Below are 25602 nucleotides of genomic sequence, written 5' to 3' on the forward strand. Positions count from 1 at the left end.
CGACTGCCCAGATTTCTTGAGATCACGCCGCCTTCTTCATCCGCGCCAGCGTATCGGCCACCACTTCGCCAAACGTCGACGGCGTCGGCACGATGATGACGCCTGCCTCCTTCAGGATTTCGACCTTCTCCTGCGCCGACTCGCCGAAGGCCGAGATGATGGCGCCGGCGTGGCCCATGCGGCGGCCTTTCGGAGCGGAGAGGCCGGCAATGTAGGCGATCAGGGGCTTGCGCATGTTGTCGCGCGCCCAGATCGCGGCTTCGGCTTCCTGCGGTCCGCCGATCTCACCGATCATCACCACGGCGTCGGTGTCGTCGTCCTGCTCGAAGAGTTTCAGCATGTCCTTGAAGGAGGAGCCGTTGATCGGGTCGCCGCCGATGCCGACGCTGGTCGACACGCCGATGCCGAGCGCCTTCATCTGCGAGGCCGCTTCGTAGCCGAGCGTGCCGGAGCGGCCGACAATGCCGACGCGGCCGGGCAGGTAGATAGAGCCTGGCATGATGCCCATCAGTGCTTGCCCGGGCGTGATGACGCCGGCGCAGTTCGGGCCGATCAGCCGCATGCGATCCTCGAAGCGGTAGCGGCGCATGTAGCGCTTGACCTGCATCATGTCCTGCGAGGGGATGCCGTCGGTGATGCAGACGCAGAGTTTTATGCCAGCATCGGCGGCCTCCATGATCGAATCGGCGGCGAAGGGCGGCGGCACGAAGACGATGCTCGCCTCGGCGCGGGTTTCGCGCACCGCGCCCTTGACGGTGTTGAAGACGGGCAGGCCGAGATGCGTCTGGCCGCCCTTGCCGGGGGTGACGCCGCCGACAAGCTTGGTGCCGTATCGCTTCATGTCCTCGGCATGGAAGCTGCCGATCTTGCCGGTGAAACCCTGGACGATGACCCGGGTGCTGCGGTTGAGCAGGATTGCCATTTTTTCGACCTCCCTAGAGCATGATGCCGAAAAGTGTGAAGAGGTTTTCGGGCGACATCATGCTCTATCTGTTTGATTTTAGAGACGGATTCAGATTTCAAGTCGAATCGACCTGAAATCATCCGACTCTAGGCTGCTTTTTTCTTGGCGGCCGCGCGCCAGGCGGCGACGGCTTTTTCGGCGGCTTCGGCAAGTGTGTCGGCGACGATCACCGCCTCGCCGGAATCGGCCAGGATGCGGCGTCCTTCCTCGGCCTTGGTGCCGGAGAGCCGCACCACCAGCGGTACGGTGACGCCGACCTCGCGTATCGCCTTGATGACGCCCTCCGCGACCCAGTCGCAGCGGTTGATGCCGGCGAAGATGTTGACCAGGATGGTCTCGACATTCTTGTCGCCGAGCACGGCGCGGAAGGATTTCGCCACCCGCTCCGGCGACGCCCCGCCGCCAATATCGAGGAAATTGGCAGGCTCGCCGCCGGCGATCTTGATCATGTCCATGGTCGCCATGGCGAGCCCCGCGCCATTGATGATGCAGCCGATGTTGCCGTCGAGGCCGACATAGGAGAGGCCACGGTCGCTGGCGAAGGTTTCGCGCGGGTCTTCCTGGCTCTTGTCGCGCAGTTCGGAGATTTCCGGGCGGCGGAACAGCGCGTTCTCGTCGAACGACATCTTGGCGTCGAGCGCGATCAGATTGCCGTCGCGCGTCACCACCAGCGGATTGATCTCCAGCATCGAGGCGTCGTAGTCGCGGAACACCTGGTAGCAGCTGAAGATGGTCTCGGTCGCCTTGCCGATCAGGTCATGATCGAGGCCCAGCCCAAAGGCGATCTCGCGGGCCTGGAAACGCTGCATGCCGACGCCGGGATCGACCGAGGTGCGCAGGATGGAATCAGGGGCCTTCTCGACGATGTCCTCGATTTCCATGCCGCCGGCGGCCGAGGCCACGATCATCACGCGCTCTTCCTTGCGGTCGAGGACGAAGCCGACATAGAGCTCCTGCGCGATATCGACCGCCTCCTCGAGATAGAGCCTGGAGATCAGCTTGCCGCGCGGGCCGGTCTGCTGGGTCACCAGCTTGCGCCCGAGCATTGCTTCGGCTGCGCTGGAGATCTCCTCGTCATTGGCGCACAGTTTTATGCCGCCGGCCTTGCCGCGGGCGCCTGAGTGAACCTGCGCCTTCAAGACCCATTTGCCGCCGCCGATCTCGCGCGCCCGGTAGGTCGCCTGCTCGGGGCTGTAGGCCAGCCCGCCGCGCGGTACATGCACGCCGTGGCGAGCGAGCAGTTCCTTGGCCTGATATTCGTGGATGTCCATTGTTGTCCTCCCTGAACCGTCAATACTTGGCGCGGTCGTCAGCTGGTCAGTTGGCCGGCGCGTTCGATGGCCTCGTTGACCACCAGCACATTGCGCGCCATGCGTTCCGACGCGGCGTCGATCATCTTGCCGTCGAGTGCGGCGGCGCCTTTTCCCAGGGCCTCGGCTTCCTTGAGCACCTCGAGGATGCGCCTGGCCCGCGCGACTTCCTTTTCCGGCGGCGAGAAGACGTCGTTGGCGAGCGCGATCTGCGAGGGGTGGATCGCCCATTTGCCTTCGATGCCGAGGGCGGCGGCGCGTTTTGCCCCGGCGATGTAGCCTTCCGGATCGGAGAAATCGCCGAATGGTCCGTCGATGGCGCGCAAGCCGTAGGCGCGGCAGGCGACGGTCATCCGCGACAGCGCGAAATGCCACTGGTCGCCGGGATAGTCGGGGTTGAGGCCGCCAATATTGACGGTGCGCGCCTTGCAGCTCGCCGCATAGTCGGCAACGCCGAAATGCATGGCTTCCAGCCGGCCAGGCGTCGCGGCAATCGCCTCGACATTGGCCATGCCGAGCGCGGTCTCGATCAGGGCTTCCAAGCCGACACGGGTCTTGAAACCCTTGGCCATCTCGATCTGGTTGACCATGGCCTCGACCATGTAGAGATCGGCCGGCACGCCGACCTTCGGCACCAGAATGGTGTCCAGCCGGTCGCCGGCCTGTTCCATCACGTCGACGACGTCGCGGTACATGTAGTGGGTGTCCAGCCCATTGATGCGCACCGAGACGGTCTTGCCCTTGGCGCGCCAGTCGATATCGTTGAGCGCCTGGATGATGTTCTTGCGGGCGCGTTCCTTGTCGGGCGGTGCGACCGCGTCCTCGATGTCGAGGAAGACGAAGTCGGCGGCGCTGTTGGCTGCCTTGTCGATCATCTCCGGGCTGGAGCCGGGAACCGCCAGCTCGCTGCGCTGGAGTCTCAATTTCCTGAGGTGGTTGATGGTGTGGCTCATCGTCTGGTCCCTCAGGCTGCTTCGGCGACCGGCACGGCGGCCGAGGCGCGGAAATGCTGGATGGCGGCGCCGACGCCGGAGCCAGGGGCCAGCCGCACGCCGCAATCGAGCAGCGCCATTTCGGCCGCCGAAAGCGAGGCGAGCACCATCACCTCGTTCAGCCAGCCGAGATGGCCGATGCGGAAGACCTTGCCCATCACCTTGTTGAGGCCGCCGCCGAGCGAAGTCTGGTAGGTGCGGTAGGCGCGCTTGACGACGTCGCCGCTGTCGATGCCTTCAGGCACCAGAATGGCGCTCACCGTGTCGGAATGCCATTTCGGCGCCTTGGCGCAGAGTTTCAGGCCCCAGGCATCGACCGCCTTGCGCACGCCTTCGGCGAGGCGATGATGGCGGGCAAAGATGTTCTCCAGCCCTTCCTCGGCGATCAGGTCGAGCGAAGCGCGCAGGCCGCGCAGCAGCTGCGTCGCCGGCGTATAAGGGAAGTAGCCGGCGTCGTTGGCGCGGATCATGTCCTCGAAGGAGAAGAAGCAGCGCCGGTGGGTGGCGCTCCTCGAAGCGACGAGCGCCTTCTTGCTCACCGACAGGAAGCCGAGACCGGCGGGCAGCATGAAGCCTTTCTGCGAGCCGCTGACGGCGCAGTCGACGCCCCATTCTTCCTGCCGGAAGTCGATCGAGCCGATCGACGATACGCCGTCGACGAACAGCAGGGCAGGGTGGTTTGCGTCGTCAAGCGCGGCGCGGCAGCCGGCGACGTCGCTGGTCACGCCCGTCGCTGTCTCGTTCTGCGTGCAGAAGACGGCCTTGATGCGATGTGTCTTGTCGGCCTTCAGCCGCTCGGCATAGAGCTCAAGCGGCACGCCGGTTCCCCATTCGCAGTCGATCACGTCGACCTCGAAGCCGAGGCGCTCGGCCATGTCGACCCACAGATGCGAGAACTGGCCGAAGCGCGACATCAGCACGCGGTCGCCGGGGCTGAGGACATTGGTCATCGCTGCTTCCCAGGCGCCGGTGCCGGAGGACGGGTAGATGAAGACGCGCCCGGTCTCGTTCTTGAAAACGCGTTTGATGTCCTCGAACAGCGGCAAGGTGAGATCGGGGAAGGACGCGGCGCGCATATCCTCCATCGGCAGGTTCATCGCCTGCCGGACCTGTTCGGGGATGTTGGTCGGCCCGGGAATGAAAAGATGGGTGAAACCGGCCATGATGCGAACTCCTCCTGATCCAGCAAAGCGGTGGGGGGAGTTTCGTTTCGACGGCTAAAGCCAACAACACCTTGGCGGGTAAGATCTCGCCGCCCGCGGGTGGGGCGGGCCTACCCGGTCAGCCTACCCGAAAGGCTGCTTCTGGGTACGCCTCTCTCGCGCATAGAGCGCGACGGCCATCGCCCGGTTACGGACGTCGAGCTTGTCGTAGAGATTCTTCAGGTGATATTTCACCGTGTTCTCGGAAATGCCGGTCCGCGTGGCGATCTGCAGATTGGTCCAGCCGTCGGAAAGCACCGCCAGCAGCTCGCGTTCGCGCACGGTGAGCTGCGCGAGCGGCGTGTCGTTGACCTTGTTGATGTCGATATAGGGGATGCAGATGCGTCCATGCGCGACCGCCAGGATCGTGTCGAAGATGATGGCTGGGTCGTCGAACTGGAAACAGTAGCCCTGGGCGCCGAGCCGCACGCATTGCTTCAGGATGCCGATATCATGGTCGTTGGAAAAGACGGTAATGCGCACGTCGAGCTTGCGGCTCTGGACCTCGGCCAGCACATCGGCGCCGTCCATGTCGGCGAGCTTCCAGCCGATGACAGCGACGTCGAACCCACCCTTCGCCGCCAGGTCCAGGAACTGCCTGCCGCTCTGCACGGTGTTCAACAGGTCGAAGCGGCCGTCGCATTCGAGCATTTCGCGCAGCGCCGATATGACGAATGGATTGCGCTCGGCGACGACAATGCGCATGCGCCGGTCGCCAACTGCCTTGCTCGTTTTCCCGGGCTTGCTGTTCAAGGGCCGTTTTTGTCCTGGGCTGGTTATCCGCAACGCACAGGTCAGGCTTCAGGCCTGGACCCGTATCATGACAATTCTGCCCCAATCGCGCCGGGGTGCTCTTTCCCCAGCGACATCGGCTGTCGCGCCGTCTGAAGCCGGGATTGGCTGGTCCTTGATGGATAGGCATTGCCAGGCCCGGCATCCGCGATACACTCATAGGGCGACGTGGAGCAGGCGTTTCGTTTGATATTCCGTGCCTTAGAGCGATAAATTCTCGGATCGAATCGCGTCTGTACGCGAGATGTCGATTTCCGAGAAACCGGTTTCCGCTTTAGGGGCCGATGCTCTAGACCTGAAGGCACAATTTTTCCGGGATGGCGGGAGGCGGTGGTGGAGGACAAGCAGACGACCTCCGCCAAGGCGGCTGACGATGCCCGGGCCGATATCTATGGCGAGGACGGTGCGGTCCTTCCGTCCTTCCTTGCCCAGATCGGGGCCGCGATCGCCGATCGCGATACGCTGACCCTCAAGCATGAAGTCGACCATCTGCACCAGTCTGAACTCGGCGACCTGATCGAGGCGCTGCATCCCGAACAGCGGCAGGCCCTGGTCGAGCTGCTGGGCACCGATTTCGACTTTTCCGCGCTGACCGAGGTCGACGAGGCGATCCGCATGGAGATCGTCGATCACCTGCCCAATGCACAGATCGCGCAGGCGGTGCAGGAACTCGATTCCGACGACGCGGTCTACATTCTCGAAGATCTCGAAAAGGAAGACCAGGACGAGATCCTGTCGCAGCTGCCGTTCACCGAACGGATCAGGCTGCGCCGCTCTCTCGACTATCCCGAAGAGACCGCCGGGCGGCGCATGCAGACCGAGTTCGTCGCGGTGCCGCCGTTCTGGACCATCGGCCAGACCATCGACTACATGCGCGAGGACAAGAACCTGCCTGAGCGCTTCAGCCAGATCTTCGTCATCGATCCGACCTTCAAGCTGTTGGGGGCCATCGACCTCGACCAGATCCTGCGCACCAAGCGCGCGGTCAAGGTCGAGGACGTCATGCACGAGACGCGCCACGCCATCCCGGCCACCATGGACCAGGAAGAGGCGGCGCGGGAGTTCGAGCAGTACGATCTCTTGTCAGCCGCGGTCGTCGACGAGAATGAGCGGCTGGTCGGCGTGCTGACCATCGATGATGTCGTCGACGTCATCCAGCAGGAAGCGGAGGAAGATCTGCTGCGCATGGGCGGCGTCGGCGACGAGGAACTCTCCGACACGGTGTTTGCCACCTCGCGTTCGCGCGTTCCCTGGCTGCTAGTCAACCTTGTCACGGCATTTCTGGCGGCATCGGTGATCGGCCTGTTCGACCACACGATCGAGCGGATCGTGGCGCTCGCCGTGCTGATGCCGATCGTGGCCGGCATGGGCGGCAATGCCGGTTCGCAGACCATGACCGTCACCGTGCGGGCGCTGGCGACGAAGGACCTCGACATCTACAATGCCGCCCGTATCATCCGCCGCGAAATGGGCGTGGGCTTCATCAACGGCATCGTCTTTGCCGTTCTGATCGGCATCGTCGCCGCCGTCTGGTTTCGCGATCCCAATCTGGGCGGGATCATCGGAGCGGCGATGATCATCAATATGTTCGCGGCCGCACTTGCCGGCATCCTGATCCCGCTGCTGCTCGACCGGTTCAAGATCGACCCGGCCGTGGCGTCGGCGGTTTTCGTCACCACCGTCACCGACTGCGTCGGCTTTTTCGCTTTCCTTGGCCTTGCAAGCTGGTGGTTCGGCGTGAGGTAGCCGCTCAATTGACTTTTACGTAAATGCCGTGCGAGGCTCGCGCGGGGGCCATGTCGATTCCGGCGGCCGAGGGTTTGGTTCGGACAGAAGGCGGCGCCGCGTGGCGGTCGCCCGGAATTCCGACTTGGAGTGACAATGCGGGAATATTATTCGATCACCGAACTGACCCGCGAATTCGACGTGTCGACGCGGACGCTGCGTTTCTATGAGGACGAAGGCCTGGTGCAGCCGGTGCGGCGCGGCCGCACTCGGCTGTTTCGTCCCTCCGACCGCCATCTCATCCGGCAGATCATGCGCGGCAAAAGGCTCGGCTTCTCGATCAACGAGATCCGCGAAATCATCCAGATGTACAAGGAGCCGCCGGGCGAGGTCGGGCAGCTCAAGCTTATGATCAAGCGCATCGAGGAAAAGCGCGAGGATCTGAGGCAAAAGCGCCGCGACCTCGAGGAGACACTGGCCGAACTCGACCAGGCCGAGGAGTCATGCGTCGAGCGGCTCGTGGAGCTTGGCGTCAACACCTGACGAAGCTCAAATCCAGCGCCGCACCCGCTTCGCGTAGTCGCGGTATTTCTTGCCGAATTTCGCCGCCAGTATCTTTTCCTCGCCCTCGATCGCCAGCTTCTGGGTGAGGAAGGCGGCGATGAAGGCAAAGAGCAGGAACCAGGCTATCCCCGTGACAAAGGCGACGCCGATCAACAGCAGTGTGTTGGCCAGATACATCGGGTTGCGGGTGACGCCGAAAGGGCCCGTCGTGACGAGATGGTCGGGCACGGCATTGGGATTGAGCGTTGTCCTGGCCCGCATCATGGTGCGGATGGCGGTGAACCAGAGTACGGCGACGCCGAACAATGCCACCCAGCCCGCCGCGAACAGGAGGTCGCCCAGGAGATCGCCGATCCAGGGCAGGGGGTAGAGCATGCCGAGGATGACGCTGACGGCGATCGCCGCGGTGTAGATAACCGGCGGCCACGGGATCACCCCGGGCTTCGGCTGGGTTTCGGTCATTGCGTTCCTCCCTCATCCATCTTGTCTTCGGTCTGGGCCGTGCAGCTGCCGGCCAGATCGCCCAGATGCGCCCTGAACTCCGCAGTCTGGTCGTTGTTCTCGAGCCGATCAAGAGATGCTTCGCCCTCGAGCGTCGTCAGCATGCAGCCGCAATAGCTCGAACAGAAGGTCGCGTTGCGCGTCTGCTCGCACGAGCGCTGGCAGGTTTTGAGGAAATTGACCTGCGGGGTTTCGACCTGGGCCGGCATCACTTGCGAGAACAGCCAGACGCAGCCGATCAGCAGCGGCTGATGGATCAGGTAGAAGGCGAGGCTGTGGCGGCCGATGAAGACCAGCGGATTGGCCCAGCGTCCGGGTTTGAGGTTCGCAAGGCGGGCTCGCATGCCGGATGCGGAGGCGAGTTTCGCCACTGCGATGCCGACAAGCACCGCGCCGAACCATGGAAACAGCGGCACATAGTCGTTGGATCGCGGATTGATCGCCGACAGGCCGATCCACCACAGCCAGGGATGATCCAGCGCCTCGAAGCGCAGATAGATGGGCGCGGCGATGACGAGCGCGGCAATGACAAGCGTCAGCAGCGCGGGCAGCCGCAGGAAGGCAAGGCCGAGCAGGCTGGCGAGCGCGATCTGGTGCAGGATGCCGAAGAAGATGAAGCCGTCAGGCGTGGCGATCCGCGTGACGACCGAAATGGCGATCGCCGCTCCGGCAACCATGGCGAACCGTTTCCAGAAGCCGTTCCAGCGGATTTGCCGGCCGTGGGCAAGGTACAGGCTGACGCCGACCAGGAACAGGAAGGTCGAGGCGATGCAGCGCGCATAGATCTTCCACCAGCCGAAGGCCGTGAGGCCCGGGTCGGTGTAGCCGAAGAATTCCAGGTCCCAGGTGAAATGGTAGCTCGCCATGGCCAGCAGCGCGATGCCGCGCACGATGTCGATGGCGACGATGCGCCGGGATGGCTCCGGAACGGGTACGGTCGGCGTATGGATGGTCATGGTCTCGCGATCTGATTCAGCCCCGCTTGAGGACTATCACGGTTGGACGGGACAGAAGAAGGCCGCGAGCAGCGGCATGGGCGATGTCTCTTGCATCAGGCGCCGCTTTAGGCCAGCGCCGGGAAGTCTTTGACCGACTTCGCTTTTTGCCGGATATGCGTCGGTTTCCTCTTAATCGCCCGGAAGTGGCCAAGGCAGATTTGGCCGGTGATTCTGCTTTTGGGGAAGCAATGTCCACCCATGTGCGCCATCCGATCTGGCTCCCGGCCCTCAAGGCCGCGGATGCGCGCACCTTCACCTCGCTCTACGCGGTGGAGTCCTTTGCCCGAGCCACGGTGTCGAGCGTCATCCCGATCCAGGCCTACGAGATCCTGCACAATGAGCAGATCGTCTCGATCCTCTATACCATCGTGGCGCTGCTCGGCCTGTCGGTGACCTTGTTCATGCCGATGCTGATCCGCCGCTTTGCCCGGCGCTGGGTCTATACGGCGGGCGCCTGCCTGCTCGCCATCGGGTCGCTGTTCTTCGTCACCCATACGCTTGCCGGGCAATTGGCCGGGATGCTGTGCCGGGTGATGGGCGCCAGCGCGCTGTCGATCACGCTCAATCTCTACATCATGGACCACATCCGCAAGACCGACTTCATGCAGGCCGAATCGCTGCGCATGGCGTGGTCGATGTTCGCCTGGACCGGCGGGCCGACGCTCGGCATCTTCCTGTATACACGCTTCGGTATCTACGCGGCGCATGGGGCGGTGGCAGTGTTCGCGCTGGCCTTGCTGGCGCTGTTCTGGACCTATCGGCTGGGCGACAACCAGTCGATCCGGCCCGGCAAGACCCGGCCTGCCAATCCGCTCGCCAATATCGGCCGCTTCGTCGCGCAGCCCAGATTGAGGCTCGCCTGGCTGATCGCCTTCGGCCGCTCCTGCTTCTGGACGACGTTCTTCGTCTATGGGCCGCTGTTCATGGTGATCACCGGGCAGGGCGATATCGCCGGCGGCCTCCTTGTTTCGGCCGGCAATGCGCTTTTGTTCATGGCGATCTTCTGGGGCAAGGCCGGAAAACGCTTTGGCGGCCGGCGCACCATGACATTTGCCTATTTCGCCATGTCGGCCATGCTGCTGGCCGCGGGCACGGTGGGAGTGACCGCACCGTTGTTGACCGGCGCTTTCCTGCTTGGTGGCGCGTTCTTCACCATCGCGCTCGATGCCCTGGGGTCGACCGCCTTCATGCGTTCTGTGCGATCTTATGAACGGCCGCAGATGGCTGCGGTCTACCGCACCTATCTCGATTTTTCCGAACTGACGCCGCCGCTGGTCTATTCGGTGGTGCTGGCCTTCTTTGGACTGGGCTCGGTGTTCGTCACGCTCAGCCTGCTGGCGGCGGCGTGCGGCTTCGTGACCTGGCGCTACCTACCGAAGTCGCTGTGAGGATCACCGTGAAAGTGCCGCATGGCGCTCGCGCACCCAGTTGTGGAAGCGGTGCAGTTCATATTCCTCGGGCATCAGCACGCCGGCGGCGTGGCGCATCGAGCGCAGGCCTTTCTGATTGACCTCGCAGATCGCCGCGTCCTCCTCCAGCACCTGTGTGCCGAAGGCGATGATGTTGTCGATGTCGGTCGCGGCCAGCGCCTCGGGCGCGAACAGCCATTCGGCGACAAGTTCCGTCTGTTCCGGCCCGAGCGGTACCAGCCGAACTGTCCTGACATAGTCGACATGGCCGACGATGAACATCGAGGGTAGGCTGGTGGCGTAGGTCTGGCCGGCGGCGCGTTCGGCTGGCGTCAATCCCGAGAAGACCGGCCCATGGGTCTTGCCGTCGCTAGACCAGGTTTCGGCGCCAGCCCGCAGGCCACCGGAAAACTCCGGCGCGTCATTGTCGGCGTGGCGGGTCCATTCGGGGTCGTCATGCCGGCTCATCAGGCCGCGGCCATAGATCGGCACCAGCCGCGACAGGTCCTTGTGGACGCCCGGACAATGCAGGCACTCGTTGAAGTTCTCCCAAAAGATCTTCCAGTTGCAGTGCATCACCTTGCGCAGCACATGGCCTGCCACCAGCGTTTCCAGTGGCCAATTGCCGAGATTGCCGGAGGCGGGGTCGAAGGATGCCTGCGCCGAGCCGGCCGCATCTTCCTGCAAATTGATGAACACGAAGCCGCGCCAAACCGAGAGCGCGACGCGATAGAGCGGATGGTCGGCCTTGTCGAAGCCGTCCGGCAATGATTTCGACGGCACGCGCACGAGGTCGCCGCGCAGCGAATAGGACCAGGCATGATAGGGGCAGGTGATCAGCCGCGCCTTCAGCCGGCCCTCGCTCTCCTGGCAAAGCTGCGAGCCGCGATGCCGGCACGTGTTGTGGAAGGCACGCAACGCGCCGGTGTCGTCGCGCAGAACGATGATGTCCTGCGTGCCGATGCGGAATCGGCGAAAGGCCAGCGGCTGGGCCAGATCGGCCTCGCGGCAGACCAGCAGCCAGTTCTTGTACCAGATGGCATCGAGGTCCAGTTGATAGGCCGCTGCGTCCCAATAGGCCGATGAGGGCAGGGTGGGTTCGGTCTGGGTCAGGCCGTTATAGGGATCGCGCTCGCTGGCAATGGGCTGCATGGCTGGCTTCCTGTGAAGTGGCCAGCCGACACCCGGCCAGCATAATTGTCAATTGTGGCGCCGATGACCGCTGATGTTGCCGGCATGGCGTAATCGCGCTGGTTACCGGCGGAATTTGGTTTGCCGGAGGCGGTGATTCTGCCTATAGTCGCTGATGTCGTCGGTTCCATTTTGGAGCCAAGAGGGAATGCGGTGCGGGCTGACTTGTTGCCCAATGCCGTTGCTGCCCCCGCAACTGTGTGCGGTAGTCCTCTCCATATGCCACTGAAGATTTGTCTTCGGGAAGGTGGGGAAGGGCGCTGATCCGTGAGCCAGGAGACCTGCCGGCGACAGGAAACTGACTTCGATGCCCTCGGGTGGAGGGTGAAAGGACAAGACATGACTACCGCTTCCGTCTCCCTCGGCGCTTCCGTCTCCTCGCAGTCGCGCTTCATGCAGCTGGCGCTCGCCGCGCTGCTCGGCACCTTCATCATCGGCTTCGTCGGCTTCTCGCATATCGATGCGGTCCACAATGCCGGTCATGACAACCGGCATTCGATGGCGTTTCCCTGCCACTGACGAGGACCTGACATCATGAATCTGTTTCGCAACGTCGTGTTCATCGCGGCGATCGCGGGGCTCGTGGCCGGCGTCGTTCTCGCCTGCATGCAGGCCTATGCCACCGTGCCGCTGATCCTCAAGGCGGAAGTCTACGAACAGGCCGAAGGCGGCCACAGCCATGACCATGCCGCGGCACCCGCGGCCTCGGCTGATGCCGCCAGCGGCAACGCAATGAGTTCCGCCGCGCCAGCGGCATCGAATGCCATGAGCGCCGCCGCCCCGGCTCCGGCCGCAGCGGCAGCTCCGGCCGAGGACGAGGGCTGGGCGCCGGCCGACGGCTTCGAACGTTTTGCCTTCAACGTGGTGTCCAACGTCGTCACCGGCATCGGCTTCGCGCTGATCCTGGTCGCTGTTTCGGAATTCGCCGGCGGCATCGGCAACTGGCGCCAGGGCGTGTTCTGGGGCCTGGCCGGCTTTGCCGTGTTCACACTGGCGCCCGGCCTCGGCCTGCCGCCGGAACTGCCGGCCATGCCGGCGGCCGACCTCACGCAGCGCCAGATCTGGTGGGTGGCGACGGTGATCGCGACCGCCATCGGGCTTGGCCTGATCGCGTTCCGCAAGTCGCTGCCGCTTGCCATCCTTGCGGTGCTGCTGATCGTGGCGCCGCATATCGTCGGGGCGCCGCAGCCCGACAGCTTCGAGACACCGATCCCGGAAGGCCTGCACCACCAGTTCGTGGTGGCGGTGACGCTGACCAATCTGGTGTTCTGGCTGGTGCTTGGCGCTGTCGTCGGCGTTGTGCGCGGACGCTTCACCGGCACCGCGAACAGCCTGCGCGACAGCTTTGCCTGATCGCGGCAAGCTGACCTTCATCATCGGTGGTGCGCGCTCGGGAAAGAGCGCGCACGCCGAAACCCTGGCGACGGCGTTGCCCTCGCCGTGGGCCTATATCGCCACCGCGCAAGCCTATGACGACGAGATGCGCGAGCGCATAGCGCTGCACCGGTCGCGACGCGGGGCGGGCTGGGCCACCATCGATGCGCCGTTCGACCTTGCCGGCGCGCTCGAGGCTTTGCCCGATAGCCGCCCGGTGCTGATCGACTGCCTGACGCTGTGGCTGACCAATCACATGCTGGCAGACCACGACCTGGGGCTTGAATGCCGGGGGCTGGCGGATGTGTTGTCGCGGCCGCGCGGGCCGTGGTTCGTGGTATCCAACGAAGTCGGGCAGGGCATCGTGCCGGACAACGCACTGGCGCGCCGTTTTCGTGATGAGGCCGGCCGGCTCAACCAGCAGATCGCGGCGATCGCCCATACGGTGCTGCTGATGGTGGCGGGGCTGCCGCTCAAGGTGAAATGAGATGACCGATATCGACGGCAAGACCAACGAAGACCGGGACGAAGAGCGCCACCGCGCCAAGATGGCCAAACGCAAGGCGGTGCAGGACGCCGAGGTGGCGAGCAAGACGGTCGAGAAAGGACTGCTGATCGTCAACACCGGCCCTGGCAAGGGCAAGACGACAGCCGCCTTCGGCTTGGCGCTGCGGATGCTTGGCTATGGCAAGCGGGTCGGCGTCGTCCAGTTCATCAAGGGCAAGTGGCACACGGGCGAGAAGGATGCTTTCGCTGCCTTCGGCGACCGCGTCGTCTGGCACGCGATGGGCGAGGGCTTCACCTGGGAAACGCAGGATCTGAAGCGCGATATCGCGGCGGCGGAAGCCGCCTGGGCCAAGGCGCTGGAGCTGATCGCCGATCCCTCCATCAGCCTTGTGGTGCTCGACGAGCTCAACATAGCGCTGCGCTACGACTATCTCGATCTCGACACGGTGGTTGCTGCGTTGAAGGCTCGTCGCGAGGACCTGCATGTCGTCGTCACAGGCCGCAACGCCAAACCGGCGCTGGTCGAAGCGGCCGACCTGGTCACCGAGATGGGCGTGACCAAGCACCATTTTTCGGCAGGCGTGAAAGCCCAGCAGGGGATCGAGTTCTAGAACACCAGAACCGCGATCACCGAGACCAGGCCGAACAGCGCGATCAGCAGATAGTCGGCGACGCGGTAGAGTTTCAGCGCCCGCCTGATGTCGCCGCTGTCGACGTCGCGGCGGCCGCCTTCACCCATGAAAACATCGTCGACCAGCACGCCGCCATAGCTGCGCGGCCCGGCCAATGCCAGACCGAGCGCGCCGGCCATGGCCGCTTCCGGCCAGCCCGCGTTGGGCGAGCGGTGTTTTTTTGCGTCTCGCCACACCGCATGCCAGGCGCTGCGGGGATCAGCGTCCCCGACCAGGAAAGCCGCCAGCACGATCAGCAGCGCCGTCAGCCGAGAGGCTGGCAGGTTGATCCAGTCGTCGAAGCGCGCCGCCGCCCAGCCGAAAGCCTCGTGGCGCGGGGTGCGGTGGCCGATCATCGAATCGGCGGTGTTGGCGGCCTTGTAGGCGGCGCCGCCGGCCAGCCCGCCGACACCGGTCCAGAAGGCGGGAGCGACGATGCCGTCGGAAAAATTCTCCGCCAGGCTTTCGATCGCCGCACGGCAGACGGCGGCGCGGTCGAGCGCCTCGGGATCGCGGCCAACGATTCGCGAGACGGCGACACGGCCCATGGCCAGCCCGCCTGTATCGAGCGCGTCGGCGACGGATTCGACATGTTCGAAAAGGCTCTTCTGCGACAGAAGCGATGTCGCCAGAAGGGCGGCAACGACCAGTCCCAGGGGAACGAACCAGAGCAGGACAAGCTGTACGCAAAGGCCGATCGCCGCCGGCACCAGCACGATGACGAGAAGTGCCTGGACACCGCGTTGACGACGCAATGCGTCGGGATCAGTGGCGCGGTTGAGCCTGCGATCGAGAAAGGATATCAGCCTGCCGAACCACGTCACCGGATGGCCGATGGCGCGAAACAGCCAATCCGGGTAACCGAGGGCGAATTCGACGGCCAATGACAGGAAAGCGATCAGGACTGACATGAAGCTTCTTGAAGGAGCGGTGGACCATGGTGGAAGTCTCGGCCGGGCGAGGGTGCTTTTCCCCAACGCCGTATTGCCTTTCGTCGACCTCTCTACCGGTATCAATCCGCTCTCCTACCCGCTTTTCGACCTGCCCGCCACCTCGCTGTGGCGATTGCCGGAAGCCGGGCGGGCGCGTGAGCTGACAGGGATAGCGGCCAGGACGTACGGCGCGCCGTCGCCAGCCAACGTCGTCGCTGCGCCCGGCACGCAGATCCTGTTGCCGCGTGTGGCCTCGCGGGTCAGGCCCGGCAAGGCGTTGGTGCTGGGGCCGACCTACGCCGAACATGCGCGTGCCGCGGCGATCGCCGGTCACGAGGTGAGCGAAGTCAGCGATTTCGCGGCGCTGGCGCAGGCCGACCTTGCCGTCATCGTCAATCCCAACAATCCCGACGGTCGCGTCATCGAGCGCGACCGGCTGCTGGCGCTGGCCGCCGGACTGCGTGCAAAAGGCGGGCTGCTGGTCGTCGACGAAGCGTTCATGGATGTCGGCCCGCGCCAGCACAGCCTCGCCGGTGATGTCGGTCAAGGCGGCATCGTCGTGCTGCGTTCGTTCGGCAAGTTCTTCGGCCTGGCCGGCCTGCGGCTTGGCTTCGCGCTTTCGGATGCAGCGACGGTGGAAGCGCTGGAAACGCAATTCGGGCCATGGGCTGTTGCCGGCCCGGCGCTCGAATACGGCATCCGCGCGCTTGCCGATATCGGCTGGCAGGACGCCATGCGGGCCTCCCTGACGGATGCAGCGGCGCGGCTCGACTCATTGTTCGACCGTTTCGGCGTGCCTGTCGCGGGTGGCACCACTCTGTTCCGCTATCTCAGCCTGCCGGATGCCGCCGGCCTGTTTTCAGCGCTTGGCGAGCGTGGCGTCCTGCTTCGGCATTTCTCCGGGCGGCCGCATGTCCTGCGCGCCGGCCTGCCGGGGAGTCAGGAGGAATGGCTGCGGCTCGAATCGGCCCTTGCCGATTGGGCGGCGCGGCGCGAGGATCGATCAAGGGGTTCAAAACCATGATCCATGTCTGTTCGCTGTCGAAGGTCGAGGAGACGGTGGCCAGGACCGGTGCCGAGCGTATGCTGTCGCTGCTCTCCGTCGGAACGGATGTGAGGCGTCCGGCGTCGATAGCGAGGGAAAATCATCTGCATCTGGTCATGCACGATATCGAAGTGGCTCAGGACGGCATGACCATGCCGGGCGAGGAGCATGTCCGCAATCTGCTCGATTTCGCGCGCCGTTGGGACCGGGCGAAGCCGATGGTCGTGCATTGCTACGCCGGCATCAGCCGTTCGACGGCTTCGGCCTACATCATCGCAGCCGCGCTCGCGCCGAAGCGCGACGAGGTCGAACTGGCCCGGACGCTGCGGACACTGTCGCCCTCGGCGACACCTAACCCGAGACTCATTGCCGTGGCCGATGCGCTGCTTGAGCGCAACGGCCGCATGATCGAGGCGGTCCAGTCAATCGGGCGTGGCGCGGATGCCTTTGAAGGAACGCCGTTCGCGCTGAAGATCGACAGCTAGCTGTGTCCATATACCGCTGTAGGATTATCGAGTGCCTTCACTCGCCCAATCTTCTTGCCCGTGGCGTACCCGGACAATGAACACGTCGCCGTCGGCTTCGATCTGGTAGACGACAGATGGGCCTTGAAGGGATGGATACGCATTGGTGGCGACAATTCAAGCCGCTCCCGCGCCATTCGGGGACTGGCAGCGATCAGGTCGAAGATCGCGAATAACTCGTCATGATACTGTCTGGCCTGCACAGCGCCGAACAGGCGCACCCCTTGCTCGGCAATGTCCTCTTCCGCAGCTAAAGAAAGGCGAAATTTCATTACCCGTTGCCGGGTGGCTTTCCAGCGCGTTTGACCGCCTCCGTAAAAAGCGCGTCCCTGGATCGATTGCCGATGCCACTCTTCAAGCCGTCGTCGACAAAGCGCTGCATGGCGGCAATGTTGTCGTTGCGCTCCTGATCCCGACGGATCAGATCGCGCACATAGTCGCTCGCGTTGGCGTAGCGACCCGTTTCGGTTTGCGCCTCAACCCAATCCTTCATCGGATCGGGCAATGATACGTTCATTGTTGCCATGTCGGCCTCCATATCCCGTCCAGTATGATCTATTTTGGCAAATCTCATATGCGGGAGCGTTTTTGCGGAGGCGCAATTGTGGCTAGGCGGCTACTTCAGCCAATCGGCGAGCTTTGCCTTGCGCACATCCCTGAGCAGGCTGATGAACCCGTCGGCTTGATGTTCCGCTGTCAGCCGGCCTTTTTCCGATGTCGCGATGCTGGCATCGCCGACCACGCCGTTCGGGTTGAGATCGCCGGCGATCCACGCAAAGGCGTGGGTGCCCGTATGGCGCAGCAGCGAGAATTCCTTCTCGGCCCTGGCGACGTTGGAAACGAAATTCTCGGCCTTGGCCATGTCGACGAGATCTGGCCGGAAATGCAGCATCAGCGAGGTCTCGACATCGCCGCCATGGATTCCGTGACGATCCTCGAGTTCGGTATACATGCCGGCAGGCCGCCCAAAACGCTGCCAGCTCGTCTTCACCGCCAGCATCCTTTCGCGCACCCGCAATTCGCGCGTGATGATGCCCATGATCTCTTCATTGCCGCCATGCGAATTGACGACGATGAGCTTGCGCACGCCGGCGCGCGCGATCGATACGCCAAGTTCGGTCCAGGCCTCGACCAGCGTCCTTGCCGGCAAAGTGAGCGTGCCCGGCGCGTGCAGATGCTCGTTCGACTTGCCGACCGCCTGAACCGGCAGGATGCGGATGTCCAGATCGCCGGGCAGGCGGGCGATCACCGTGTCGAGCATGCCGTTCATGATCGAGGTATCGGTCGAGACGGGCAGATGCGGGCCGTGCTGCTCGATCGCCGCCACCGGCAGAACGGCGATCGTCGCCTCCGGATCGATCGAGGCGTATTCCGTCGTCCGGTAGTCACCCCACCACACACGTCTTTTTGTCTCGTTCATTTTGTGCCTCGACGGAATTGATCTGGCGCCGGCGCTGCCCCTCATCCTTACTCTCTCCCCGTGAAGAACGGGGGAGATCGTCGGAGCGGTTCCCTTCTCCCCGTCTCCATACGGGGAGAAGGTGCCGGCAGGCGGATGAGGGGCAGCGCCAACTTCGCGTGACTTTAGACTATTGGACTGTCGATTCGTAGGGTTTCACTGGCGCTTCTTACCCGGCGGCGACGGCTTCGACCTCGACCTTGAATTCGGGCCGGGCAAAGCCGGAAACGATCATCAGGGTCGAAGCCGGCGCCGGGCTTGAAAACAGCCGGTCGCGGACATCCATATAGGGCCGCAGATGCGCGCGGTCGGTGACGTAGGCGTTGATGCGCACGATATCCCCAAGTCCCAGCCCGGCCTCTCCAAGGATCGCCTCGATGTTGCGGAAGCAGAGCTCGGCCTGGGCGCTGGCATCCTCGGGAATCTGATCGTCCGCCGTGATGGCGACCTGGCCCGAGCACAGCACCAGCCGCTTGCCGGCGGGCACTTCGACGCCGTGGCTGTAGCGGGCAAAGGGAGGCTTGATCGACTTGGGGGTGAGGAATCTGAACACGGCAATCTCCTGGATGCCGTCAGCCTAAGGCCGTATTCACTACAGCTTCAAGATGGCTTGGGATGTCGCCGGTGCGATTGTGGACAGGCGTTCAAAAAATAGGCACGATGCCTCCGGTGCAGCACGACCTTTCCGGCTTTCGCAGATGGCTGTGGTGCAGGCGGGCGGGTCCCGGCGCGAGACGCCGGTGGCATGTGTCTTGCTTCTTGAATCTCTGGTGTCGAGCCTGGCGCGTGGCGCGCCGGAGCAAACAAAGGATGGTTGTCGATGTACGCAAAACAGAAGACCTCGGTGGCGGTGGTGGCCTTGCTTGCCGCCAGCACACTGGGGGCCGCGGCGAACGAAAAAGTGACCTTCGGCACCAATTGGCTGGCGGAGCCGGAGCATGGCGGATATTACCAGGCAGTGGCGGACGGCACCTATGCCGCTTGCGGCCTCGACGTCACCATCATGCAGGGCGGCCCGCAGGTCAGCGGCCGGCCGATGCTGCTGGCAGGCAAGATCGATTTCTACATGGGGGGCAACCTGCTGTCGGCCTTCGATGCCGTCCAGCAAGGCATTCCGATGCGCGTCGTGGCCGCCGATTTCCAGAAGGACCCGCAGGTTATCATGTCCCATCCCGGCGAGGGCTTGGACAAATGGGAAGACCTGAAGAACGCCGACCAGTACATTCTGGGCGACGAAGGCGTGCAGACCTTCTTCCAGTGGATGGTCACGGCGCTTGGCTTCGACGCCGCCAAGCGCGCACCCTACACCTACAACACCGCTCCCTTCCTCGCCAACAAGAAGTCGATCCAGCAGGGCTACGTCACGTCGGAGCCGTTCGCGGTCAAGAAGGAAGGCGGCTTCGTGCCCAACCAGTTTCTGCTCGCCGACTATGGCTGGGACACCTACTCGACGACGATCGAGGTGATGCAGGACACGATCGACAAGAAACCGGAAGTGGTCCAGTGTTTCGTCGATGGCTCCGCCAAGGGCTGGTACAAGTACCTCTACGGCGACAACAAGGCCGCCAACGACATGATCAAGAAAGACAATCCTGACATGACGGATGAGCAGATCGCCTTCTCGATCGAGCAGATGAAGAAGTTCGGGCTTGCCGATTCCGGCGACACCGAAAAGCTCGGCATCGGCGCCATGACCGATGCGCGGATCAAGAGCTTCTACGACAAGATGGTCAAGGCCAAGGTCACGCCTGACGGCATCGACATCACGAAGGCCTACACGCTGGCCTTCGTCAACAAGGGTGTCGGGCTCGAGCTGAAGAAATAGGCCAGCCCGGCATGATAGGGGAAAAGGTGGCGCAAGCGCCGGCCTTGGATATCGCTCCGACCTTGCTGGCGCTGCGCGGCGTCGGCAAGGTCTTTTCCAATGGCGTGACGGCGTTGAGCGATGTCGGCCTGACGATCCGGGAAGGCGATTTCCTCAGCCTGCTCGGGCCGTCCGGCTGCGGCAAGTCGACGGCGCTGCGGCTGATCGCCGGCCTGTCGACGCCGACCTCCGGCGTGCTCGACTGGCGCGGCGGCGGTTCGCTCGACCGCGCCAATATCGGCTTCGTCTTCCAGGAGCCGACATTGCTGCCCTGGGCCAGCGTCTTCGACAATGTCTGGCTGCCGCTGAGGCTGAAAGGCATTTCCCGAGCCAAGGCTGCCCCTGCGATAAATGAGATGCTGGCGCGGGTTCACCTGACCGGCTTCGAGGATGCCGTGCCGCGCGAACTGTCCGGTGGCATGAAGATGCGTGTGTCCATCGCGCGGGCCATGGTGACCAAGCCACGCGTGCTTTTGATGGACGAACCGTTCGCGGCGCTCGACGAGATCACCCGCTTCAAGCTCAACAACGATCTGCTGGAGCTTTGGCAGGACGAACGCTTCACCGTCGTCTTCGTCACCCACAGCGTCTTTGAGAGCGTGTTCCTTTCCAACCGCGTCGTCGTGATGGCGGCGCGGCCGGGCCGGGTGTTCGACGAACTTGCCATCGAGGCTCCCTATCCGCGCGACGAGGTGTTTCGCACCTCGCCGGACTATGCGGCGCTTTGCCGGCAAGCCTCGGACGTGCTGGTCAATGCCATCAATTCAACAGCGGGCGCATCATGACGGCCATTGACGGCACGTTGAAACTCGACCCGGAGGAAGCGCGCCGTGTGCGCCAGGAGCGGCTCGAGCGGGTCGGCCGTTGGGTACTGCCGCTGGCGATCATGATCCTGGCGATCTGGTTGTGGGACCGCATCTGCGTCTGGAACGAGATCCCGCAATATATCCTGCCGCGCCCCGGCGTGGTGCTGCAGACGCTCTACAGCGATGCCGGCCTGCTGTTCTCCTCGCTGCTGGTCACCTTGCGTATCACCTTTCTCAGCCTGGCCCTGGCCGTCATCGGCGGTGTTGGCCTGTCGGTGCTGTTCGCGCAGTCGAAATGGGTGGAGATGTCGTTCTTCCCCTTTGCCATCGTGCTGCAGGTGACGCCGATCGTGGCGATCTTTCCGCTGATCAATATCTATGTGAACAACCAGACGACCAAGCTTCTGCTGTGTGCCTGGATCGTCGCCTTCTTCCCGATCCTGTCCAACACCACGCTTGGCCTCAATTCCGTCGACCGCAATCTGCGCGACCTGTTCAAGCTCAACGGCGCGACGCGCTGGCAACAGCTGCGCTATCTCAGGCTGCCGGCCGCAATGCCGTATTTCCTCGGTGGCTTGAAGATCGCCGGCGGCCTGTCGCTGATCGGCGCCGTGGTGGCCGAGTTCGTCGCCGGCGCCACCGGCCAGTCGTCGGGGCTTGCCTCGCGCATCATCGAGGCCGGCTACCGGCTGAACGCGCCAAGGCTGTTCGCGGCGCTGTTCCTGATCTCGCTGACCGGGATCCTGATCTTCCTCGTGCTGTCGCTGATCTCACATCTCATTCTGCGGCGCTGGCACGAAAGCGCGCTGAAGCAGGAGCGGTAGGCCCTTGATTCCGAACACAGGTTCATACCATCTCGCCAACGCTCGCGTTCATGCGTCACTGACGCCCGGACTTGCCGCTGCCTTCGACAGCGACGGCTTTGCGCTCGCCGATATTTCCGTCGCTGACGACAAGATTTCCGGTATCACCGCGCATGGCCGATCAAAGGCGCCTGCCGATGCGATCGACCTTCACGGCCGCATCATCTTGCCCTGTTTCGTCGACTGCCATACGCATATCGACAAGGGCCATATCTGGCCGCGAAAACCCAATCCCGACGGCACCTTCATGGGAGCGTTGAACGCCACCGGCGCCGACCGCGTCGCGCGCTGGAGCGCGCAGGACGTGGCGCGGCGCATGGATTTTTCGCTGCGCTCGGCCTACGCGCATGGCACCAGGGCGCTGCGCACCCATCTCGACAGCGTCGCGCCGCAGGAGGAAATCTCCTGGCCTGTGTTCGAGACGATGCGCGAAACATGGCGCGGCCGCATCGAGTTGCAGGGCGCCTGCCTGCTCGGCATCGAGGGCGTGCGCGACAAGAAATGGTTCGACAGGCTGGCGAAGCGGGTTGCCGCCGCCAAGGGCGTGCTCGGCGTCGTCACCTATATGGTGCCGGACCTGGAAGAGCTGCTCGACCATGTCTTCGCGCAGGCGATCAAGCACGGGCTCGACCTCGATTTCCATGCCGACGAGACCGACGACATTGCCGCCATCTCGCTGAAGAAGATCGCCGAGGCAGCGCTTTGGAGCGGCTTCGAGGGCAATATCCTCGTCGGCCATTGCTGCTCCCTGGCACGGCACCCCGATCTCGAGGTTCTGGACACGCTGGACAAGGTGGCGAAGGCCGGGTTGGCGATCGTTTCTCTGCCGATGTGCAATCTCTATCTGCAGGACCGGCGTGGCGACGCCACCACGCCGCGCTGGCGCGGCGTCACGCTGCTGCATGAGATGAAGGCGAGGGGCATTCCGGTAGCGGTCGCTTCCGACAACACACGCGATCCCTTCCATGCCTATGGCGACCTCGACATGCTGGAGGTCTATCGCATGGCGACGCGCATCCTGCATTTCGATCATCCGGTCGCCGACTGGCCGAAAGCGGTCGCCGCGACGCCGGCCAAGGTGATGCGGCTTGATGGTCTAGGCACGCTTGCCGCCGGCGGCGATGCCGATTTCATTCTGTTCAAAGGTCGTAGCTGGACGGAATTGCTGTCGCGGCCCGAATCGGATCGCATCGTCGTGCGCGCCGGACGCGCGATCGACCGGCAATTGCCCGACTATGCCGAGCTCGACGAACTGATGGTGGAATGATGGACGTTTCGGCGCTCAAACGTGATCTTGACGGGATAAAGCTCGACGACAATCCGGCCATCGTCCAGCAGAAGAGCCGCGACTTCTATTGGTACAGCCCGGTGCTGAAGCAACAGCTCGACCATGTCACAGGCGACCTGATCGTGACGCCGAAGAATGAGGCCGAACTGATCCGCGTACTCGCCGCCTGTCATCGGCATGGCGTGCCGGTGACGCCGCGCGGCAGCGGCACCGGCAATTATGGGCAGGCAATGCCGCTGTCGGGCGGTGTCGTGCTCAACCTCGCTGAGATGAACGAGATCAAGTCGATCGCGCCGGGGCGCGTGGTGACCGGGCCGGGCGCGGTGCTGGCCGACATTGACAAGGCGACACGGGCGCATTCCGGCCAGGAACTCAGGCTCTCGCCCTCCACCTACAATACCGCTTCGATCGGCGGCTTCATCGCCGGCGGTTCGGGCGGCGTTGGCTCGATCAATTTCGGCGGGTTGCGCGATTTCGGCAATGTGCTGCGCCTGCGCGTGGTGACGATGGAGGCCGAACCGAAAGTGCTCGAGCTCACCGGCGAGGATTTGCACAAGGTGACCCACGCCTACGGCACCAATGGCATCATCACGGAGGTCGAGATGCCGCTGACCGCGGCCTATGACTGGGTCGATGTCATTGTCGGCTTCGGTGCCTTCATGGACGCGGCGCGCTACGGCAATGCGCTGGCCTGCCAGGACGGCATCCTGACCAAGCTGATCACCCCGATCGCCGCACCCGTGCCGCAGCTCTATTTCAAGCGGCATCAGAAGTTTTTCAGGGAAGGGCAAAGCATCTGCGTCGTCATGGTGGCGCAGCATGGACTGGATGCTTTCCTTGCCTTCACCCGGCGCGTCGGCGGTGAGGTGATCTTCAACGCGGCCACAGCGACGCCGGATGAGAAAAAAGGCCTTCCGCCGGCCTACGAGCTGGCCTGGAACCACACCACGCTCAGGGCACTGCGTGTCGATCCCGACATCACCTATCTGCAATCGCTCTATCCCTTTCCCAACCAGTTGGCGCTGGTCGAGAAGATGGATACGATGTTTCCGGGCGAAGTGTTCTCGCATCTCGAATTCGTGCGGCTGGACGGCAACATCACCTGTTTCGGCCTGCCATTGGTGAAGTTCACCACGGAGGCGCGGCTCGACGAGATCGTGCGGCTGCATGAGGAGAATGGCTGCCCGATCTTCAACCCGCACCGCTATACGCTGGAGGAGGGCGGCATGAAGCAGACGGATGCCGTGCAGCTCGCCTTCAAGCGCGAGACCGACCCGCAAGGCCTGCTCAATCCCGGCAAGATGATCGCCTGGGAAAATCCGGACTACGACTATCGTTCGGGGCGAACCTTCCTGTTCAAGGGGCTGCAAAAGGCAGGCTGATGAACATCCTCGTCCTCTATGCCCATCCGGTCGAGACCAGCTTCAATGCCGGCCTGCACCGGTTGGTCGTCGAGCGGCTGATGGCGGCGGGCCATACGATCGATGATTGCGACCTCTACGCCGAGAATTTCGATCCAAGGCTGACGCGCCAGGAGAGGCTGGACTACCACGACCAGCGCGGCTCCGCGGACCCCGCGGCACCCTATGTCGAACGTCTGCTGCGGGCCGATGCGCTGGTGCTTTCCTATCCGGTGTGGAACTACGGATTTCCGGCGATCCTGAAGGGCTTCTTCGATCGTGTGTTCCTGCCTGGAGTGTCGTTCAAGCTGGTCGACGGCAAAGTGCAGCCGTCGCTGCACAACGTCCGTAAGGTCGCCGCCGTCACCACCTATGGCGGCACCCGGTTCCGCGCAGTGCTGATGGGCGATCCGCCGCGCAGGCTGATCAAGCGTATGCTGCGCGCGACGGTAAAGCCCGGCGCGCCGGTGACTTATCTCGCGCATTACGCGATGAACCTGTCGACCGACGAAACACGGAAATCCTTCATGACGAAGGTTGCGGCGAGCATGGATGCGTTCTGATGCGGGTCCTCGTGGTCTACTGCCATCCTGTGCCGGAGAGTTTTTGCGCAGCGATCCGCGACACCGCTCTTGATGTGCTGAAGGCAAGGGGCTGGGAGGTGCGGCTGCTCGATCTCTACGCCGAGAAATTCGATCCGGTGATGGGTTGTGACGAGCGGCGCACCTACAATGACCAGGCGCCGCGCGATCCCGCGCTGAAGCCGCATTTCGAACTGCTCGCCTGGGCCGACGCGATCCTGTTCGTCTATCCGACCTGGTGGTACGGGCTGCCGGCGATGCTCAAGGGCTGGCTTGACCGGGTGTGGGCGACCGATGTCGCCTTCAAGCTGCCGGCGGGCAAGGGGCGGATCACATCGCTGATGAGGCATGTCACCAAGGTCGGCGTCATCACCACCTGCGGCGCGCCGACCTGGTGGAGCGTCGTCGTCGGGCAGCCCGGACGCAAGACCTTGCTGCGCGGCATGCGGGCGCTGTGCGCGACACGCTGCAAGACGTTTTTCCTGGCGCATTATCTGATGGATGCCTCGACGCCGGCAACGAGAGCGGCGTTTCTGGCGAAGGTGCGGGCAAAGCTGGAGCGGTTTTGAGGAATTAGATGGCGGCAGCCAAACGAGGGGCAGCGCGAGCTTTCGAATGCTGGCGCTGCCCCTCATCCGCC

The 25602-nt window shown here is 63.7% G+C and carries 27 protein-coding genes, 2 pseudogenes and 1 riboswitch; of the genes and pseudogenes, 16 read left to right on the top strand and 13 right to left on the bottom strand.

The genetic code is table 11. The features are described from left to right. Positions 1-22: 22 nt before the first annotated feature. The 5 genes from sucD to EB815_RS19320 form a co-directional block, all read right to left on the bottom strand. The gene (gene sucD / locus EB815_RS19300; protein WP_056572683.1) at positions 23-922 is read right to left on the bottom strand and encodes a succinate--CoA ligase subunit alpha; all 900 of its coding nucleotides are present in this window, start codon (positions 920-922) and stop codon (positions 23-25) included. Positions 923-1050: 128 nt separating this feature from the next. Further along, positions 1051-2235, bottom strand: coding sequence for a malate--CoA ligase subunit beta (locus EB815_RS19305; protein ID WP_056572681.1), 1185 nt, complete (start codon positions 2233-2235; stop codon positions 1051-1053). Between the two features lie 38 nt (positions 2236-2273). Beyond that, positions 2274-3227 carry an HpcH/HpaI aldolase/citrate lyase family protein gene (locus EB815_RS19310; protein WP_056572679.1) on the bottom strand — a complete coding sequence of 318 codons (954 nt, stop codon included), beginning with the start codon at positions 3225-3227 and terminating at the stop codon, positions 2274-2276. 11 nt (positions 3228-3238) lie between these two features. Beyond that, the gene (locus EB815_RS19315) at positions 3239-4429 is read right to left on the bottom strand and encodes an aminotransferase class V-fold PLP-dependent enzyme (protein ID WP_056572677.1); all 1191 of its coding nucleotides are present in this window, start codon (positions 4427-4429) and stop codon (positions 3239-3241) included. Positions 4430-4552: 123 nt separating this feature from the next. Continuing rightward, positions 4553-5173 carry a response regulator transcription factor gene (locus EB815_RS19320; protein ID WP_056573493.1) on the bottom strand — a complete coding sequence of 207 codons (621 nt, stop codon included), beginning with the start codon at positions 5171-5173 and terminating at the stop codon, positions 4553-4555. Between the two features lie 420 nt (positions 5174-5593). Between EB815_RS19320 and mgtE the strand changes: the two genes are divergently transcribed. Both mgtE and EB815_RS19330 read left to right on the top strand, forming a co-directional pair. Continuing rightward, on the top strand, positions 5594-7006 hold the full coding sequence (gene mgtE / locus EB815_RS19325) for a magnesium transporter (protein ID WP_056572675.1): 1413 nt from the start codon (positions 5594-5596) through the stop codon (positions 7004-7006). 135 nt (positions 7007-7141) lie between these two features. Beyond that, positions 7142-7528 carry a MerR family transcriptional regulator gene (locus EB815_RS19330; RefSeq protein WP_006203215.1) on the top strand — a complete coding sequence of 129 codons (387 nt, stop codon included), beginning with the start codon at positions 7142-7144 and terminating at the stop codon, positions 7526-7528. 6 nt (positions 7529-7534) lie between these two features. On the opposite strand, the gene EB815_RS19335 is transcribed toward EB815_RS19330, so the two are convergent. Both EB815_RS19335 and EB815_RS19340 read right to left on the bottom strand, forming a co-directional pair. Next, positions 7535-8011 (bottom strand): methyltransferase family protein, encoded by a 477-nt coding sequence (locus tag EB815_RS19335; RefSeq protein ID WP_056572673.1) that lies wholly within the window; start codon positions 8009-8011, stop codon positions 7535-7537. Beyond that, a complete protein-coding gene (locus EB815_RS19340; RefSeq protein ID WP_056572671.1) occupies positions 8008-9006 on the bottom strand; it encodes a heparan-alpha-glucosaminide N-acetyltransferase in 999 nt (332 codons plus the stop codon). The genes EB815_RS19335 and EB815_RS19340 overlap by 4 nt, the downstream gene beginning before the upstream one ends. A 230-nt stretch (positions 9007-9236) precedes the next feature. On the opposite strand from EB815_RS19340, the gene EB815_RS19345 reads away from it, so the two are divergent. Then, on the top strand, positions 9237-10436 hold the full coding sequence (locus EB815_RS19345) for an MFS transporter (protein ID WP_056572669.1): 1200 nt from the start codon (positions 9237-9239) through the stop codon (positions 10434-10436). A gap of 3 nt (positions 10437-10439) precedes the next feature. Here EB815_RS19345 and EB815_RS19350 read toward each other — a convergent pair whose 3' ends face one another. Next, positions 10440-11609, bottom strand: a complete 1170-nt coding sequence (locus EB815_RS19350; RefSeq protein ID WP_065005575.1) for an aromatic ring-hydroxylating oxygenase subunit alpha — start codon at positions 11607-11609, stop codon at positions 10440-10442. Positions 11610-11753: 144 nt separating this feature from the next. Next, a riboswitch (cobalamin riboswitch) is annotated at positions 11754-11951 on the top strand. 36 nt (positions 11952-11987) lie between these two features. Between EB815_RS19350 and EB815_RS19355 the strand changes: the two genes are divergently transcribed. The 4 genes from EB815_RS19355 to cobO are packed head-to-tail and all read left to right on the top strand — an operon-like array spanning position 11988 to position 14140. Further along, positions 11988-12167 carry a CbtB domain-containing protein gene (locus EB815_RS19355; protein ID WP_027029535.1) on the top strand — a complete coding sequence of 60 codons (180 nt, stop codon included), beginning with the start codon at positions 11988-11990 and terminating at the stop codon, positions 12165-12167. Positions 12168-12182: 15 nt separating this feature from the next. After that, a complete protein-coding gene (locus EB815_RS19360; protein WP_056572665.1) occupies positions 12183-13001 on the top strand; it encodes a CbtA family protein in 819 nt (272 codons plus the stop codon). Continuing rightward, positions 12994-13509, top strand: coding sequence for a bifunctional adenosylcobinamide kinase/adenosylcobinamide-phosphate guanylyltransferase (gene cobU, locus EB815_RS19365; RefSeq protein WP_056572663.1), 516 nt, complete (start codon positions 12994-12996; stop codon positions 13507-13509). Before EB815_RS19360 ends, cobU begins: the two co-directional genes overlap by 8 nt. Position 13510: 1 nt before the next feature. Beyond that, on the top strand, positions 13511-14140 hold the full coding sequence (cobO, locus tag EB815_RS19370) for a cob(I)yrinic acid a,c-diamide adenosyltransferase (RefSeq protein WP_056572660.1): 630 nt from the start codon (positions 13511-13513) through the stop codon (positions 14138-14140). Here the strand turns inward: cobO and cbiB are convergent. Beyond that, on the bottom strand, positions 14137-15111 hold the full coding sequence (cbiB, locus tag EB815_RS19375) for an adenosylcobinamide-phosphate synthase CbiB (protein WP_056572658.1): 975 nt from the start codon (positions 15109-15111) through the stop codon (positions 14137-14139). The two genes, cobO and cbiB, sit on opposite strands and share 4 nt — an antisense overlap. Here cbiB and cobD point away from each other — a divergent pair. Further along, on the top strand, positions 15110-16156 hold the full coding sequence (gene cobD, locus EB815_RS19380; protein ID WP_081295094.1) for a threonine-phosphate decarboxylase CobD: 1047 nt from the start codon (positions 15110-15112) through the stop codon (positions 16154-16156). The genes cbiB and cobD overlap by 2 nt on opposite strands. After that, positions 16153-16662, top strand: coding sequence for a tyrosine phosphatase family protein (locus tag EB815_RS19385; protein WP_056572656.1), 510 nt, complete (start codon positions 16153-16155; stop codon positions 16660-16662). The genes cobD and EB815_RS19385 overlap by 4 nt, the downstream gene beginning before the upstream one ends. Positions 16663-16686: 24 nt before the next feature. Here EB815_RS19385 and EB815_RS19390 read toward each other — a convergent pair. The 4 genes and pseudogenes from EB815_RS19390 to EB815_RS19405 all read right to left on the bottom strand — a co-directional run bounded on the left by EB815_RS19390 (position 16687) and on the right by EB815_RS19405 (position 18713). Next, positions 16687-16973, bottom strand: a pseudogene (locus EB815_RS19390) (type II toxin-antitoxin system RelE/ParE family toxin). Next, positions 16973-17227: a type II toxin-antitoxin system ParD family antitoxin gene (locus EB815_RS19395; protein ID WP_056573487.1), complete on the bottom strand. Its 255-nt coding sequence runs from the start codon at positions 17225-17227 to the stop codon at positions 16973-16975. The pseudogene EB815_RS19390 and the gene EB815_RS19395 overlap by 1 nt, the downstream one beginning before the upstream one ends. Positions 17228-17317: 90 nt before the next feature. Then, positions 17318-18121: a creatininase family protein gene (locus tag EB815_RS19400; RefSeq protein ID WP_056572655.1), complete on the bottom strand. Its 804-nt coding sequence runs from the start codon at positions 18119-18121 to the stop codon at positions 17318-17320. A gap of 208 nt (positions 18122-18329) precedes the next feature. Continuing rightward, positions 18330-18713 (bottom strand): RidA family protein, encoded by a 384-nt coding sequence (locus tag EB815_RS19405; protein ID WP_056572653.1) that lies wholly within the window; start codon positions 18711-18713, stop codon positions 18330-18332. A 267-nt stretch (positions 18714-18980) separates the two neighbouring features. Here EB815_RS19405 and EB815_RS19410 point away from each other — a divergent pair, with 267 nt between their 5' ends. The 7 genes and pseudogenes from EB815_RS19410 (at position 18981) to EB815_RS19440 (ending at position 25531) form a co-directional block, all read left to right on the top strand. Continuing rightward, on the top strand, positions 18981-19985 hold the full coding sequence (locus EB815_RS19410; protein ID WP_056572651.1) for an ABC transporter substrate-binding protein: 1005 nt from the start codon (positions 18981-18983) through the stop codon (positions 19983-19985). A gap of 11 nt (positions 19986-19996) precedes the next feature. Continuing rightward, a pseudogene (locus tag EB815_RS19415) lies at positions 19997-20819 on the top strand (ABC transporter ATP-binding protein). Beyond that, positions 20806-21654, top strand: coding sequence for an ABC transporter permease (locus tag EB815_RS19420; protein WP_056572647.1), 849 nt, complete (start codon positions 20806-20808; stop codon positions 21652-21654). Before EB815_RS19415 ends, EB815_RS19420 begins: the two are co-directional and overlap by 14 nt. A gap of 4 nt (positions 21655-21658) precedes the next feature. Beyond that, a complete protein-coding gene (locus EB815_RS19425; RefSeq protein ID WP_056572644.1) occupies positions 21659-22960 on the top strand; it encodes a cytosine deaminase in 1302 nt (433 codons plus the stop codon). After that, on the top strand, positions 22960-24363 hold the full coding sequence (locus EB815_RS19430; protein ID WP_056572642.1) for an FAD-binding oxidoreductase: 1404 nt from the start codon (positions 22960-22962) through the stop codon (positions 24361-24363). Before EB815_RS19425 ends, EB815_RS19430 begins: the two co-directional genes overlap by 1 nt. Next, entirely contained in the window at positions 24363-24944 is a 582-nt protein-coding gene (locus EB815_RS19435; protein WP_056572640.1) for an NAD(P)H-dependent oxidoreductase, read from the top strand. Before EB815_RS19430 ends, EB815_RS19435 begins: the two co-directional genes overlap by 1 nt. Continuing rightward, complete coding sequence (locus tag EB815_RS19440) at positions 24944-25531, top strand: NAD(P)H-dependent oxidoreductase (RefSeq protein ID WP_056572638.1); 588 nt, start codon at positions 24944-24946, stop codon at positions 25529-25531. Before EB815_RS19435 ends, EB815_RS19440 begins: the two co-directional genes overlap by 1 nt. The last annotated feature ends 71 nt before the right edge of the window (positions 25532-25602 follow it).

The sequence above is a fragment of the Mesorhizobium loti genome, from assembly GCF_013170705.1.
GTDB lineage: Bacteria > Pseudomonadota > Alphaproteobacteria > Rhizobiales > Rhizobiaceae > Mesorhizobium > Mesorhizobium loti_D.